The sequence below is a fragment of the Klebsiella sp. YJ genome, assembly GCF_002108615.1.
Lineage (GTDB): Bacteria > Pseudomonadota > Gammaproteobacteria > Enterobacterales > Enterobacteriaceae > Klebsiella > Klebsiella planticola.
Window position 1 is genome coordinate 1 of the sequence record NZ_MTEG01000053.1, and the last position, 13,783, is coordinate 13,783.

14 protein-coding genes and 2 pseudogenes are annotated in these 13,783 nt (G+C 49.9%); 15 read left to right on the plus strand and 1 reads right to left on the minus strand.

The features are described 5' to 3' along the window. Nucleotides 1-107: 107 nt before the first annotated feature. Nucleotides 108-353, plus strand: a pseudogene (locus BV390_RS28935) (IS5/IS1182 family transposase); the annotation flags it as partial. A 595-nt stretch (nucleotides 354-948) separates the two neighbouring features. Here the strand turns inward: BV390_RS28935 and BV390_RS28945 are convergent. Further along, on the minus strand, nucleotides 949-1,128 hold the full coding sequence (locus tag BV390_RS28945) for a hypothetical protein (protein ID WP_007372130.1): 180 nt from the start codon (nucleotides 1,126-1,128) through the stop codon (nucleotides 949-951). Between the two features lie 78 nt (nucleotides 1,129-1,206). Between BV390_RS28945 and BV390_RS28950 the strand changes: the two are divergent. The 14 genes and pseudogenes from BV390_RS28950 to BV390_RS29020 all read left to right on the plus strand — a co-directional run bounded on the left by BV390_RS28950 (nucleotide 1,207) and on the right by BV390_RS29020 (nucleotide 13,584). Next, nucleotides 1,207-1,891 (plus strand): annotated as a pseudogene (locus tag BV390_RS28950) (IS1 family transposase). Between the two features lie 356 nt (nucleotides 1,892-2,247). Next, nucleotides 2,248-2,547 carry a propanediol utilization microcompartment protein PduA gene (pduA, locus tag BV390_RS28960; protein ID WP_007372127.1) on the plus strand — a complete coding sequence of 100 codons (300 nt, stop codon included), beginning with the start codon at nucleotides 2,248-2,250 and terminating at the stop codon, nucleotides 2,545-2,547. Continuing rightward, on the plus strand, nucleotides 2,547-3,362 hold the full coding sequence (gene pduB / locus BV390_RS28965; protein ID WP_007372126.1) for a propanediol utilization microcompartment protein PduB: 816 nt from the start codon (nucleotides 2,547-2,549) through the stop codon (nucleotides 3,360-3,362). Before pduA ends, pduB begins: the two co-directional genes overlap by 1 nt. 24 nt (nucleotides 3,363-3,386) lie before the next feature. Further along, the gene (locus tag BV390_RS28970; RefSeq protein ID WP_035942271.1) at nucleotides 3,387-5,930 is read left to right on the plus strand and encodes a glycyl radical protein; all 2,544 of its coding nucleotides are present in this window, start codon (nucleotides 3,387-3,389) and stop codon (nucleotides 5,928-5,930) included. Between the two features lie 138 nt (nucleotides 5,931-6,068). Next, nucleotides 6,069-6,989: a glycyl-radical enzyme activating protein gene (locus BV390_RS28975; RefSeq protein ID WP_035942514.1), complete on the plus strand. Its 921-nt coding sequence runs from the start codon at nucleotides 6,069-6,071 to the stop codon at nucleotides 6,987-6,989. A gap of 34 nt (nucleotides 6,990-7,023) precedes the next feature. Further along, on the plus strand, nucleotides 7,024-7,851 hold the full coding sequence (locus tag BV390_RS28980; protein ID WP_085397591.1) for an MIP/aquaporin family protein: 828 nt from the start codon (nucleotides 7,024-7,026) through the stop codon (nucleotides 7,849-7,851). A 71-nt stretch (nucleotides 7,852-7,922) separates the two neighbouring features. Next, nucleotides 7,923-8,213, plus strand: a complete 291-nt coding sequence (locus tag BV390_RS28985) for a BMC domain-containing protein (protein WP_007372121.1) — start codon at nucleotides 7,923-7,925, stop codon at nucleotides 8,211-8,213. Nucleotides 8,214-8,240: 27 nt separating this feature from the next. Next, nucleotides 8,241-9,107, plus strand: a complete 867-nt coding sequence (locus BV390_RS28990; protein WP_007372120.1) for a BMC domain-containing protein — start codon at nucleotides 8,241-8,243, stop codon at nucleotides 9,105-9,107. Nucleotides 9,108-9,111: 4 nt separating this feature from the next. Further along, nucleotides 9,112-9,747: a phosphate propanoyltransferase gene (locus BV390_RS28995; RefSeq protein ID WP_007372119.1), complete on the plus strand. Its 636-nt coding sequence runs from the start codon at nucleotides 9,112-9,114 to the stop codon at nucleotides 9,745-9,747. A 13-nt stretch (nucleotides 9,748-9,760) separates the two neighbouring features. Next, complete coding sequence (gene pduM, locus BV390_RS29000) at nucleotides 9,761-10,240, plus strand: microcompartment protein PduM (protein WP_050998913.1); 480 nt, start codon at nucleotides 9,761-9,763, stop codon at nucleotides 10,238-10,240. 4 nt (nucleotides 10,241-10,244) lie between these two features. Then, entirely contained in the window at nucleotides 10,245-10,523 is a 279-nt protein-coding gene (locus BV390_RS29005) for a EutN/CcmL family microcompartment protein (protein ID WP_007372117.1), read from the plus strand. A gap of 32 nt (nucleotides 10,524-10,555) precedes the next feature. Next, nucleotides 10,556-11,065, plus strand: coding sequence for a heme-binding protein (locus BV390_RS29010; protein ID WP_007372116.1), 510 nt, complete (start codon nucleotides 10,556-10,558; stop codon nucleotides 11,063-11,065). Further along, a complete protein-coding gene (locus tag BV390_RS29015) occupies nucleotides 11,062-12,456 on the plus strand; it encodes an aldehyde dehydrogenase family protein (protein WP_007372115.1) in 1,395 nt (464 codons plus the stop codon). The genes BV390_RS29010 and BV390_RS29015 overlap by 4 nt, the downstream gene beginning before the upstream one ends. A gap of 15 nt (nucleotides 12,457-12,471) precedes the next feature. Further along, nucleotides 12,472-13,584, plus strand: a complete 1,113-nt coding sequence (locus tag BV390_RS29020) for a 1-propanol dehydrogenase PduQ (protein ID WP_007372114.1) — start codon at nucleotides 12,472-12,474, stop codon at nucleotides 13,582-13,584. Nucleotides 13,585-13,783: the final 199 nt, after the last annotated feature.

Genomic DNA, 13,783 nt, shown 5'->3' on the forward strand with positions numbered 1-13,783 from the left:
GTTGGTGATTCTGAACGTTTGCTTTGCCACGGAATGGTCTGTGTTGTCGGGAGGATGCGTGATCTGATCCTTCAACTCAGCAAAAGTTCGATTTATTCAACAAAGCCTATGCAGACCGTAACCGTGCAGTGGCTAATCAGCGAATGACCGGGAGTAATGCGCGGTGGAAATGGACAACAGATTACAACCGTCGCTCGATAGCGGAAACGGCGCTGTACCGGGTAAAACAGCTGTTCGGGGGTTCACTGACGCTGCGTGACTACGATGGTCAGGTTGCGGAGGCTATGGCCCTGGTACGAGCGCTGAACAAAATGACGAAAGCAGGTATGCCTGAAAGCGTGCGTATTGCCTGAAAACACAACCCGCTACGGGGGAGACTTACCCGAAATCTGATTTATTCAACAAAGCCTATTAAAATTAGACATGCTTATGGCTCACATTTCCAGATAGTATTTTGCACCCCACTACCTTTCGGTAAGTTCGGGTTCATATTAGCGCTATGGAGATAAACTGCTTTCGATTTGCCATATTGCTGGCACGCCTTAACAGCAGTGTTATGCAAACTATCCAGCCCGTACCAAGCATCGGACTGAATACTGACCTTTTCACCATCATTATACTGGACTGCTGCGCACCCCGACAGAGCACCTATAATCACAACACCTATAAACAGTCGAATCCTTTTCATTGCGTTCCCCTACGATTACTGAGGCGGATTATAGGGTATGCAGCAAAACCTTTCGAGTGGAATATGAGAGCCAAAACAGCCCAAGAACAAACAGTCATTGGGTTGAGGGATCTACCGCGCACCCTTCGAATCTCATCTGAGTATCAGCGCCACAACAATGACGACTAATAGCACCAGATCTAGCAGCAGCCCCGCCAGTCGCCAGGCAACAAGTAACGCGATAGTGAACAACACCCAGAAACACAGCCTGCGCAGCATGATTATTTACCGTTGGTGCCGAGCACCCGGCTCAGGTTTTTCAACAGGACAGTCGAGGCCGTTTCCAGCATGTCATCACCCGCATCGGTATTGGCGATCACCAGCGTCTTAGTGCAAGGAACCTTCACCTTCGAATCGCTCAGCCAACCGGATTCGGTCACCGCCTTTTTCAGTTCGTACACAGGTTTCCCGTTAGGCAACTTATGGTAATGGTGCCAACTTACTGATTTAGTGTATGATGGTGGTTTTGAGGTGCTCCCGTGGCTTCAATTCCCATCAGTTGCCCCACTTGTTCAGCTACCGAAGGCGCCGTGCGTAACGGTAAAAGTACTGCCGGACATCAGCGCTATCTCTGCTCTCACTGCCGTAAAACATGGCAGCTACAGTTCACTTACACCGCCTCTCAGCCCGGTACACACCAGAAAATTATTGATATGGCCATGAATGGCGTCGGATGTCGCGCCAGTGCACGCATTATGGGCGTTGGCCTCAACACGGTTTTACGACACTTAAAAAACTCAGGCCGCAGTCGGTAAACTCACGCATACAACCGGGCAGTGACGTCATTGTTTGCGCGGAAATGGACGAACAGTGGGGTTACGTCGGCGCTAAATCACGCCAGCGCTGGTTGTTTTACGCGTATGACAGGATACGGAGGACGGTTGTGGCGCACGTCTTCGGTGAACGCACTCTGGCCACACTGGAGTGCTGTCGGCCTTTGAGGTCGTGGTATGGATGACGGATGGCTGGCTGCTTTATGAATCACGCCTGAAGGGAGAACTGCACGTTATCAGCAAGCGATATACGCAGCGCATTGAGCGGCATAACCTGAATCTGAGACAACATCTGGCAAGGCTGGGACGGAAGTCACTGTCGTTCTCAAAATCGGTGGAGCTGCATGACAAAGTCATCGGGCATTATCTGAACATAAAACACTATCAGTAAGTTGGAGTCATTACCCATTTTCTTGTCTCATGACTTTACAGACATTGGGCATCTCCTCTGAAGTTATATGCGGACATACAATCTCTGCCTTGGGGTGGAAAGCAAACACATCCAACAATATTATGCAATAAATAAATTGTAATTATGTTCTTCGCCAACGCAAGAACACACCATCACTTTAATATTTTTAATATAAAAAACAATCATATACATTGAAATGCAGCAAATAAACACCCAAAAACGCAATAATAATGCTTCAAAAAAAAAGATCACCGCAATTATTTTAAAACCTAATCTCTTACCCTTTCCGGGTGAATTATCCCCCACAGACGATTTCCTCCCGGAAGGAGAACAATATGCAACAAGAAGCTTTAGGTATGGTCGAGACTAAAGGTCTGACTGCAGCAATAGAAGCTGCTGATGCGATGGTCAAATCAGCCAATGTCGTGCTCATTGGTTACGAAAAAATTGGTTCTGGTCTGGTAACAGTACTCGTACGCGGAGATGTGGGTGCAGTCAAAGCAGCCACAGATGCGGGTTGTGCCTCTGCTCGTCAGATCGGCGATGTCATCGCTACCCATGTCATTCCACGTCCGCATTCTGATGTTGAAAAACTTCTGCCAGCAGGCCTTAAACCATCTGAAGGAGTTAAATAATGAGTACCGATAACCTCGTAGAAAATATTATTGCCGAGGTGCTCGGAAAAGTTGGGGATTTGAAAACCCCGTCCGCCGCATCCCAGCCGGTGATATCTCAGCAGGAGCCCGCTATCCCAAGAAAACTTTGCGGTTTAACCGAGTTCGTCGGGACGGCAATGGGCGACAGTATCGGCCTTGTAATTGCCAACGTTGACAGCGCCTTGCTGGATGCCATGCATCTGGAGAAGAAATACCGCTCAATAGGCATCCTTGGTGCACGTACTGGTGCGGGCCCGCAGATCATGGCGGCTGATGAAGCTGTCAAAGCCACAAATACTGAAGTCGTTGCAATTGAGCTGGCCCGTGACACTAAAGGCGGCGCGGGACACGGTTCACTAGTGCTGTTCGGTGGTCAAGACGTTTCCGATGTGAAACGGGCTGTGGAAGTGGCGCTTGGCGAACTTGAGCGTACTTTCGGTGATATTTACGCCAACGCAGCAGGTCATGTGGAACTCCAGTACACCGCACGCGCCAGCTACGCTCTGGAAAAAGCATTTGGCGCCCCCCTTGGACGCGCCTGTGGCGTGATTGTTGGTGCCCCAGCAGCGATTGGTGTGCTGATGGCAGACACGGCGATCAAATCTGCCAATGTGGATGTGGTGGCTTACAACTCCCCGGCAAAAGGCACCAGCTTTACTAACGAAGTTATTCTGATTGTTTCCGGTGACTCCGGTGCTGTGCGCCAGGCGGTGAGTTCTGCACGTGATGTAGGTCTGACTCTGCTGGAAACGATGGGTGGCAAAGCGCCTTCAGCCACAACCCCTTATATCTGATTTCCATGTAGTGGAGAAAAAGAAATGAGCCAATTATCACAGGCTTTTGGTGAACCAACTGACCGAATTCGTGCCTTACGGGAACAAATCCTTGATACGACCCCCTGCATTGAGACAGATCGTGCCCGCCTGATCACCGAGTCCTACAAGGAAACGGAATCCCTGCCCATGATCATCCGTCGCGCCAAAGCGCTTGAAAAGATCCTTGCGGAATTGCCAGTCACCATCCGGGCAGGTGAACTAATCGTTGGTAGTCTGACGGTCACTCCTCATTCCACACAAATTTACCCGGAGTACTCAAATAGCTGGCTTCAGGATGAATTCGATCGTTTGAATCTGCGTAAAGGCGACCGTTTTACCATAACCGATGAAGCGAAACAGCAACTGGATAGCCTATTTGGCTACTGGCGGGGAAAAACGACGAATGAACTGGCTACATCCTATATGTTGCCTGAAACGCTTGATTGTATGGCAGAAAATGTCTTCACGGTCGGCAACTATTACTTTAATGGCGTCGGTCATATAGCAGTGGACTACTCGCGTGTTCTCGCTCGTGGATACAAAGGCATCATTCAGGATGTTGTTGCAGCAATGGCCAGTGCTGATAAAAAAGATCCAGCTTTTCTGAAAAAAGAATCGTTCTACAAGGCGGTCATTATTTCCTGTAAAGCAGCAATCAATTTTGCACATCGTTACGCGGTCAAAGCCCGTATTCTCGCGGAACAGGCCTCACCAGTCCGTAAAAAAGAGCTGCTGAAGATTGCTGAAATCTGTGAAAAAGTACCTGAAAATGGTGCAAGTAATTTCTATGAAGCCTGCCAGTCATTCTGGTTTGCCCATGCCATTATTCAACTTGAATCCAACGGGCATTCTATCTCCCCAGCGCGTTTCGATCAGTACATGTACCCTTACCTGGAAAAAGACAGTTCCCTGAGCGAGGAACAGGCGCAGGAACTGCTGGACTGTCTGTGGCTCAAGTTCAACGACGTTAACAAGGTTCGTGATGAAGGCTCGACCAAAGGTTTTGGTGGCTATCCGATGTTCCAGAACCTGATCGTTGGCGGTCAAACCAGCGGTGGACAGGACGCCACAAACAGACTGTCCTTTATGGCCATGACGGCTACCGCCCATGTCCGTCTGCATGAGCCTTCACTGTCAGTACGTGTCTGGTCAAAATCTCCGGACGATTTGTTACTGAAGGCCTGTGAAGTCAGTCGTCTTGGTATGGGGATCCCGGCTTATTACAACGATGAAGTTGTTATCCCTGCATTGATTAACCGTGGCCTGACCCTGGAAGATGCGCGGGAATACGGCATCATCGGTTGCGTCGAACCTCAACGTCCGGGAAAAACAGAAGGCTGGCACGACGCTGCGTTTTATAACATGAGTAAGGTACTGGAAATCACTCTGAACAACGGGCGCTGCGGGGATAAACAACTCGGCCCCAAAACTGGTGAGCTGGAGTCGTTCCAGAGTATTGAAGACATCATTGAAGCTTATCGTAAACAGAACGAATATTTTGTCTATCATCTCGCAATGGCCGATAACAGTGTTGACCTCGCTCATATGGAACGGGCCCCCCTGCCATTCCTGTCCTGTATGGTGGATGACTGTATCAGTCGAGGTAAAAGTGTTCAGGAAGGCGGCGCCCATTATAACTTCACGGGTCCGCAAGGTGTCGGCGTTGCCAATGTGGGCGACTCGCTGATGGCTATCAAACGTCTGGTATTTGAAGAAGGCAAGTTATCACTGGGTCATCTGAAAGAAGCACTAGATGCCAATTTCGGTGTCTCTGGCGGGATAGAGAAACCTGATACTACAGCAACTGAAAGCGCGCCGAAACAGGACGCAACCTATGAACTGGTCCTTGAGGCCGTGAAGAAAGTGCTGGGGGAAAACGGCGCACTTGCACTCACCTCACTTAATAACAACCCGCCAGAGCCTGTCAAAGGGGCTGATGCCGGGCTGACAGCAGTGCGTCAGTTACTCATTAATGGCGCCCCCAAATTCGGTAATGACATTGACGAAGTGGATATGCTGGCCCGTACTGGTGCTGAAATTTACTGTCACGAGGTAGAAAAATATACCAACCCTCGAGGCGGTTTATTCCAGGCTGGCTTATATCCGGTATCCGCTAATGTGGCTCTCGGCGAGAGCGTCGGGGCAACTCCAGATGGACGTCTGGCCGGCCAGCCGCTTCCTGATGGAGTATCGCCTAGCAGAGGCATGGATACAAAAGGTCCAACCGCTGCCGCCAACTCAGTAGCCAAGCTGGATCACTTCCTGGCCTCTAATGGCACACTGTTTAATCAGAAATTCCATCCGGCAGCTCTGAAAGGCGATGAGGGATTACACCATCTGGCAGCCCTACTGCGTGGTTATTTCGATCAGAAAGGCATGCATGTTCAGTTCAATGTGGTCGACCGTAATACACTGCTGGCAGCACAAAAAGAACCAGAAAAATATCGTGATCTGGTTGTGCGTGTGGCGGGTTACAGTGCGCAATTTGTCTCACTGGATAAAAGCGTACAGGACGATATTATCCTGCGAACCGAACATGTCTTTTAATTGACAGCTGGCCGGATTTTTCAACACAAGGATGTTATCTGATGATGATTATTTTCCTTGTTTTTCCAGACAAGGAAAATACATCCAGCTAATAACATGCTGAACATCTGCATGAAGAAAAGAAATAAAGGCATTGACATGACGGAAATTGATTACGCGCAGACTGGCACCGTATTTAATATACAAAAATTCTCCTTACATGATGGTCCGGGCATACGCACAATTGTATTCCTGAAAGGCTGTTATCTGGCATGTAAATGGTGCAGTAATCCGGAATCACAGCACACTGAACCGGAAATATTTTACTACGAACGCAATTGTATCCATTGCGGACGCTGCGTATCCGCCTGCCCCGTTGGGGCTATAGATGCCTCACGTCCAGGGCTTATTGACAGGAATACCTGTATTCATTGTGGAGCTTGCGCTGAGGTCTGCCCGGCTGGCGCGATGGTCCAGTCAGGTAAGAAAATGTCGGTGGTGGAGGTTATAGACGAACTGCGTAAAGATGAGACGCATTACCGCCGCTCAGGTGGAGGTATTACATTGTCCGGTGGCGAGGCACTGGCTCAGCCAGCATTTGCGGCAGCATTGCTGGCTGCCTGCAAAGCCAGAGGATGGCATACAGCAATGGAAACCACCGGAATAGCCTCCCGGGCTGTGCTGGAAAAGGTCATTCCGTTACTTGATCTCGTATTGCTCGACATCAAAACCTTTTATAGTGAACGACATAAGGAATTTACGGGGCATCCAAATGAAACGGTTTTACGTAATGCACTGATAATTTCAAAACTGGCAAAGAATGTCGCCGTTCGGATCCCGGTAATTCCTGGATTTAATGATGATGAACAAAGTATTGAGGCTATTGCCAGATTTGTTACGCACATGAAAAATGTGTCGCGATTACATTTATTACCCTATCACAACTATGGTCAGAATAAATATAACCTGCTCGGCAGAACGTACGACATGATTGAAATAAAACCACCGGAAGAAAGTCGTATGCATAAATATAAAGACATTGTGACATCCCTTGGAATCGACTGCGTCATCGGCGGGTAACCGGTAGTTTTTTAAACTTTTGCAGGAAACGATTATGAACACAACCTTACCGACATTAAAGCAGGAGTGCCTTGCCGAATTTCTGGGCACCGGACTCTTTCTGTTTCTTGGTATCAGTTGCCTCTCAGCGATGAAACTGGCTGGCGCCAGTTTCGGTTTGTGGGAGATCTGTATTGTCTGGGGACTGAGTGTCGCACTCGGCGTTTACCTCACTGCGGGAATATCCGGAGGGCATCTTAATCCGGCAGTCACTATCGCATTGTGGCTTTTCGGCAATTTCAGTGCCCATAAGGTCTTACCTTACATCCTGTGTCAGATGATGGGCGCTTTTGGCGGAGCCATGGTGGTCTACCTGCTTTACCATAATCTGTTTATTGATTATGAACTGGCACACCATATTCAACGCGGCAGCATGGACAGCCTTGCACAGGCGGGTATTTTCACGACGTTTCCCCATCCGGAAATTAATCTGCTTCAGGCTTTTGCCAGTGAAACCATCGGAACGCTGACGCTGATGTGCCTGATCATGGCGCTGACCGACGACGGCAACGGTGTTCCTCGCGGTCCGCTGGCACCGCTACTGATTGGGATTTCCGTGGCCCTGATTGGGGTTGCCATCGGTGCACTGACGGGTTTTGCGCTGAATCCGGCAAGGGATTTAGGTCCCCGTCTGTTCAGCTATCTGGCTGGCTGGAGTAGTAATGCTTTAACAGGCGGACGTGCATTCCCCTACTTCATTATACCTCTCGTCGCACCGATCTTCGGAGCCTGCCTTGGCGCTGCGCTGTATCGCGGTCTGACCAGGTTGCCACTTCTGCCAGGCAAAGGGGGCCAGGGAAAAAGCCTTTCTCTGCCGGAATAATTATCTCCAGTCCCGGCAGGGACTGGAGCTGAAGATGAACTTTACACAAGAAACTCAGGAGTAAAAGAGAAATGAACAATGCGCTTGGAATGATCGAAACCTATGGACTGATTGGTGCCATCGTAGGTGCAGATGCCATGGTCAAATCGGCAAACGTCCAGTTGGTGGGTTACGAAAAAATTGGTTCCGGCCTGGTTACCGTCATGGTACGAGGTGATGTCGGTGCGGTAAAAGCTTCGGTGGAAGCGGGCTCCGCAGCTGCAGCCGGTGTGGGCCAGGTGAAATCAACTCACGTCATCCCACGTCCTCATAATGAGGTAGAAACGCTGTTGCCTGTTTATCAGGCCGTAACGGCAGAGTGAAAAATTAACAAGGAAAAGGGGGAGCTTGTGCAACATTCTCTTGGCCTTATCGAAGTCTCGGGTATGTCTCTGGCGATAACTGTTGCTGATGTGATGGTGAAAACCGCCCAGATCAGATTGATCGGCGTGGAAAGAACCATCGGGTCTGGCTGGATGCTGGTGAAAATTGCAGGCGATGTTGCTGCAGTGCGTACGGCTCTATCGGCCGGAGAAGAAACAGCCAGAGCACATCAGGGATTTGTTGCCTGCACCACAATTGCCCGGCCAGCGAAAGAAATCAGTGTACTGGCTTCAACAACTAAACCGCCCCGAGATGAGCTTGTTCAGAAGACAACCGCTCTCCCGGCCATTACCCTCACGGCATCCGCCGCCCATACCACAACCGGACCTGAATCCGTTCAGGAGGATCCGGACGCAGAAAAGGCAGTGCCCCCGGTCAAGCAGGCTGCCGAGGGCAGCACCGACAATATCATTCAGGTCGATGCTATCAATGAACCTGTGGAAATGGCCGGGGAAATCAGTAAACCGAACGCTTCAGCAAAGTCTCCTCCTGATGAATATGGTGAAAAACAATCTGTGGAGACGGTCAAAGCATTTCCGGCCACGGGAGATATCGCTACTGACCACGATATTCCGACAGCGTCAGCGGGAACCGTTGCCGTTGTGCAGCATGTCAAACCCGGAATATCTCTGCATCAGTTTCATACTCAGGTGAAACCTGATGATGAAACTGCAGATGCGGGTAGCCAACAGACAAGAGAGAGAAAACAGGCTGTCGCCATAACAGCAGAATTACTGGTGACATGCAAAATCTGTGGAGATCCTTCATGTCCGCGGCATAAAGGCCAGCCACGCAGTAGATGTATTCACAATCAGAAATCGATATTGAGGTAAATCAATGGATCACGATCTGATCACAAAACTGACCGGTCAGGTAATTGCGCAGATGCGGCAACGAACGATTCCGCTGGGTATATCAAACCGGCATGTTCATTTGTCGGCAAAAGATTACCAGAGTCTGTTTCCTGGACAGACTCTAAAAATTAAAAAGCCCCTTGGTCAGCCCGGGCAATTTGCGGCAGAGCAGACCGTTTCCTTAATCGGTCCACGAGGTCAGTTGAAAAACGTACGTATACTGGGGCCGTTGCGGGGACAAACACAGGTGGAAATCTCGTACACCGATGCCAGACAAATTGGCCTGACGGCGCCACTCCGCCTGTCAGGTGATCTGACAGGAAGTGCCTCTGTCACGCTGAAAAGCGAGATCGGAGAAATTAATCTCACCGAGGGAGTCATCATCGCTCGCAGACATATTCATATGTCGCCATTGGACGCTGCGATATTTGGCGTAACACAAGGAGAAACCGTGAAAGTCGGGATTGAAGGCACCGATCGAAAACTGATTTTTGATGATGTCTGTATCCGGGTCGCTGAGGATATGCGTCTTGAAATGCATATTGATACTGATGAAGCGAATGCTGCCGGTATTGATGGAGGCCAGGCAGTGGCAAGACTTCTCCTGACAAAACGCTAATGCAGGTGTGCCTATGCTGGACATGATCGTCTCAAGGGTCATTACACTTTTACAGGAAAGAGAAAGCCGGAGTTTACGGGTGACCCAGGCCGAGCTAGCGGCAGGCTTATCAAAAACGGTTTATTTGCATAATGCACAACTGATATTGCCCTTACCAGATCTGGCTTTTATTCAGAGTCTGGTTGCCTATGATCACCACCACCCGGCAGTGGCAACTGTCCTGGAAGCATGGGCATATGGCGTACGGTTACACCTTCAGATCCACCAGCAATTACTGACCGCACTGCCACTGCGAGAGTTACGCCGCCTTCCGGTCACACTCACTGACCATCTGAGTACACCGGTGCAACTGGCAACTGCAGCTGGCCTCAGCTATGCCAGCGTTATTCACTGGCGCGATTGCTGGGTTTTACTGGAAAAGCAGACGCTGATTACCGCCCTCGCTCGGGAAGTAATGGAAAGACAGAACATCAAACTAATATGGCAGGAGTAACGCAATGCAACTGGCGAAAGTCGTAGGGTCAGTGGTGTCGACGCAAAAATCTGCATCCCTGACAGGTAAAAAATTGATGGTCGTTACTTTAGTTAATCTGGACGGCTCCACACCGCATTTCCAGGAAAACACCCAGGAGGTTGCTGTGGATTCTATGGGAGCAGGCGAAGGAGAGCTGGTTCTGGTCAGCCGTGGCTCTTCAGCCAGAAAGATCTTTCCGGAACCAAATCAGGCCATTGATCTGGCCATCGTCGGCATCGTCGATACCATCGATCGGTTTTAGCCTCGGTCGGCTGTTACAGGAGAAACAGAGCTATGCCAGAACAGGATATAGCATCCCTTATCAGAGAGCATCGCATATTGCTGGAGGAGGCCGTCGGCGAAGTTATCCGCCAGTACCCTCAGTCACTTTCGCCATCGGAAAACTTCAGTAAGCACATTTTCAGTTCAGAGCAGTTGAAAAACATTATCGATACTGTTCTGGCGGAGGCGTGGCAGCAAAGCGCCATGGTAGTTATCACCTTGTGTGACGAAAAAGGCGAATGTGTTCTGACTTACCGCATGCCGGGTGCATCGGCAGAAGATATTGCTGTCGCCGAGCTTGCGGCCGAAGCCGCGGTACGTTTCGCTAAAGATAATAAACAGATCATTGACCCCACACCACATAACGTCATTGGCGGGATTGATACCTCCCGCGGAGGTTGTGTCGTGAATTGTGCGGGAAAAGTGATCGGTGGGGTCGGAATTAGCGGCGCATCCGCTGAAAAAAATCATCTTATTGCATTACGGGCTGTCGACAGCCTTAAATCAGGGAGTCAAAAATGAATACCACTGAACTGGAGAATATGATCCGCACTATTCTTGCTGATAATCTGACAGGGATCGCTACTGCCCCTGGAAATATTCAGCACACTATCTTCGCTCGTGTGGAAGATGCTATCACTGCCAGCTACGATGCCTATAAAAAATACTTGGCAGAACCTCTGGCACTTCGAACCAGGATTATTACTGCCCTGAAGGAAGAGCTGGCACCCTGGATCAAAGAGATGTCCGAACGCGCCGCAGAAGAAACCGGCATGGGTAATGCACTCGACAAAATCAGTAAAAATACTGCGGCACTGAATAATACTCCAGGGATTGAGGATTTGACCACAAGCGCCCTGACTGGCGATGGTGGCATGGTTTTGTTCGAACTTTCCCCCTTTGGAGTCATTGGCGCTATCGCCCCCAGCACCAATCCGACCGAAACTATCATTAACAACACCATCAGTATGCTGGCCGCTGGTAATGCTGTCTACTTCAGCCCCCATCCTGGCGCAAAGAAGGTATCTTTGTGGCTTATTGAAAAAATCGAAGACATCATTTATCGGGTAAGCGGGATCCGGAATCTGGTTACCACCGTCGCAGAGCCCACCTTTGACGCCACTCGCGAAATGATGTCAGATCCGCGCATTGCTCTGCTTGTGGTTACAGGCGGCCCGGCAATTGTCAATATGGCCATGAAAACCGGTAAAAAAGTTATCGGTGCCGGCCCAGGTAACCCCCCTGTACTGGTGGATGAAACTGCCTGTCCGGTCAAAGCTGCCAAAGATATCGTTGATGGTGCCTCTTTCGATCATAACGTCCTTTGCATCGCCGAAAAATGCGTCATCGTGGTCGATAGCATCGCCGATCGCCTCGTAGAAAATATGCAGAAAAACGATGCCTTTCTGGTAAAAACACCCGGTGATATTGCCAGACTGCGCCAGGTCGTTATCAATGACAAAGGAGAAGCAAACAAGAAACTGGTAGGCAAAAGCCCGGCAGTGATCCTGCAGGCTGCTGATCTGAACACATCAACGGCACCGCGACTGATTATTGTGGAAGTGGAGCAGGACGATCCGCTGGTGATGGTCGAACAATTGATGCCGGTTCTGCCTGTTGTGCGGGTCAGGGATTTTGAGACAGGGCTGGCACTGGCGCTGAAAGTGGAAAACGATCAGCACCATACAGCCATAATGCATTCGCAGAATGTTTCCCGTCTGAACCTGGCCGCGAAGACCATGCAAACTTCAATATTTGTGAAAAATGGCCCTTCTTATGCTGGGCTGGGCATTGAGGCTGAGGGTTTTACCACCTTTACTATTGCAACTCCCACTGGCGAGGGGACAACATCTGCACGGAGCTTCGCCCGTAAACGCCGTTGTGTACTGACTAATGGATTTTCCATCCGCTAAGTGGAGGATGTGAAGATGTCCCTGTTCACGGTAAAAACGCGGGTGTATAGCGGAGCCGACAGTTTATCCTGGCTCAGAACGCTTCACGGTAAAAAGATCTGGATCGTCTGCGATGGTTTTCTGGCTGGTAGCCCCAATCTGAAAATGGTCACCGACAATATCCATGAGGACAACACTGTCGCTCTGTTTAGCGATATCATCCCCGATCCGCCTATCGCTACAGTGGTAGCAGGTATCGAGGCGATGAGCGCAATAAAGCCGGAGGTAGTGATCGGTTTCGGCGGTGGGTCGGCACTGGATTCAGCGAAGGCAATGATATTCTTTGGTCGCAGGCTTGGCATAAAGATTGAGAACTTCGTTGCAATCCCCACTACCAGTGGTACGGGCTCTGAAGTCACCAGCGCCAGCGTTATCAGCGATCCGGCCAGCAGGATAAAGTATCCGTTGTTTGATGACAGTCTTTATCCTGATATAGCGCTTCTTGAACCGCGGCTGGTGTTGAGCGTACCACCGGCAGTAACAGCCAATACCGGACTTGACGTACTGACGCATGCACTTGAGGCATATGTGGCCAAAGGCGCTACGGACTTTACTGATGCACTGGCGGAAAAAGCAGCACAACTGGTCATCGGTTGCCTGCCCGTCGTATATCGGGACGGTAATGAACTGGAGGCCCGTACCCGGATGCATAACGCTTCCACACTAGCCGGTATCGCCTTCAGCCAGGCAGGACTGGGAATGAACCATGCCATCGCCCATCAACTGGGTGGTCAACTGCATATTCCCCATGGGCTTGCCAACGCCCTGTTGCTGCGTCATGTGATCCAGTTCAACAGTCGTGATTTCGCCGTTCGTGCAAAATATGCACGGTTAAGTAAACTGTGTGGACTGGCAAACTTCCAGTCGGCGGATGAATATTGTGTTACGAGTCTAATCACCCATCTGCACAATCTCATGAAGCAGGTTAATGTCGTGGACAACCTTAGCGCATTAAATATCGCTCGCGAACAGGTAATGACTGCTGAAAATGCCATGATTACAGCCGCTTTACAAGATGCCTGTCTATCCACCAATCCGGTAACCGTATCGGGTACGGATATACGTGCTATTCTTAGAGCGATAATATAGAGTCAGGATCAAAAAATTCAAGCCGGAAAAACTTTAAGTTACGTGATTTTTCCGGCTTTTTTTTTAAATTTTCAATCCGCCGAACATGTTATGGAAGGTGCGAACAAGTTCCTGATATGAGATCATCATATTCATCCGGAGCGCATCCCAGAGGGACATCATGAGCCATCAACTCACCTTCGCCGATAGTGAATTCAGC

What these genes read in the sequence shown, in the direction of transcription:
- pduA (WP_007372127.1), top strand. Translation starts at nt 2,248, where the DNA reads ATGCAACAAGAAGCTTTAGGTATGGTCGAGACTAAAGGTCTGACTGCA.
- pduB (WP_007372126.1), top strand. Translation starts at nt 2,547, where the DNA reads ATGAGTACCGATAACCTCGTAGAAAATATTATTGCCGAGGTGCTCGGA.
- BV390_RS28970 (WP_035942271.1), top strand. Translation starts at nt 3,387, where the DNA reads ATGAGCCAATTATCACAGGCTTTTGGTGAACCAACTGACCGAATTCGT.
- BV390_RS28975 (WP_035942514.1), top strand. Translation starts at nt 6,069, where the DNA reads ATGACGGAAATTGATTACGCGCAGACTGGCACCGTATTTAATATACAA.
- BV390_RS28980 (WP_085397591.1), top strand. Translation starts at nt 7,024, where the DNA reads ATGAACACAACCTTACCGACATTAAAGCAGGAGTGCCTTGCCGAATTT.
- BV390_RS28985 (WP_007372121.1), top strand. Translation starts at nt 7,923, where the DNA reads ATGAACAATGCGCTTGGAATGATCGAAACCTATGGACTGATTGGTGCC.
- BV390_RS28995 (WP_007372119.1), top strand. Translation starts at nt 9,112, where the DNA reads ATGGATCACGATCTGATCACAAAACTGACCGGTCAGGTAATTGCGCAG.
- pduM (WP_050998913.1), top strand. Translation starts at nt 9,761, where the DNA reads ATGCTGGACATGATCGTCTCAAGGGTCATTACACTTTTACAGGAAAGA.
- BV390_RS29005 (WP_007372117.1), top strand. Translation starts at nt 10,245, where the DNA reads ATGCAACTGGCGAAAGTCGTAGGGTCAGTGGTGTCGACGCAAAAATCT.
- BV390_RS29010 (WP_007372116.1), top strand. Translation starts at nt 10,556, where the DNA reads ATGCCAGAACAGGATATAGCATCCCTTATCAGAGAGCATCGCATATTG.
- BV390_RS29015 (WP_007372115.1), top strand. Translation starts at nt 11,062, where the DNA reads ATGAATACCACTGAACTGGAGAATATGATCCGCACTATTCTTGCTGAT.
- BV390_RS29020 (WP_007372114.1), top strand. Translation starts at nt 12,472, where the DNA reads ATGTCCCTGTTCACGGTAAAAACGCGGGTGTATAGCGGAGCCGACAGT.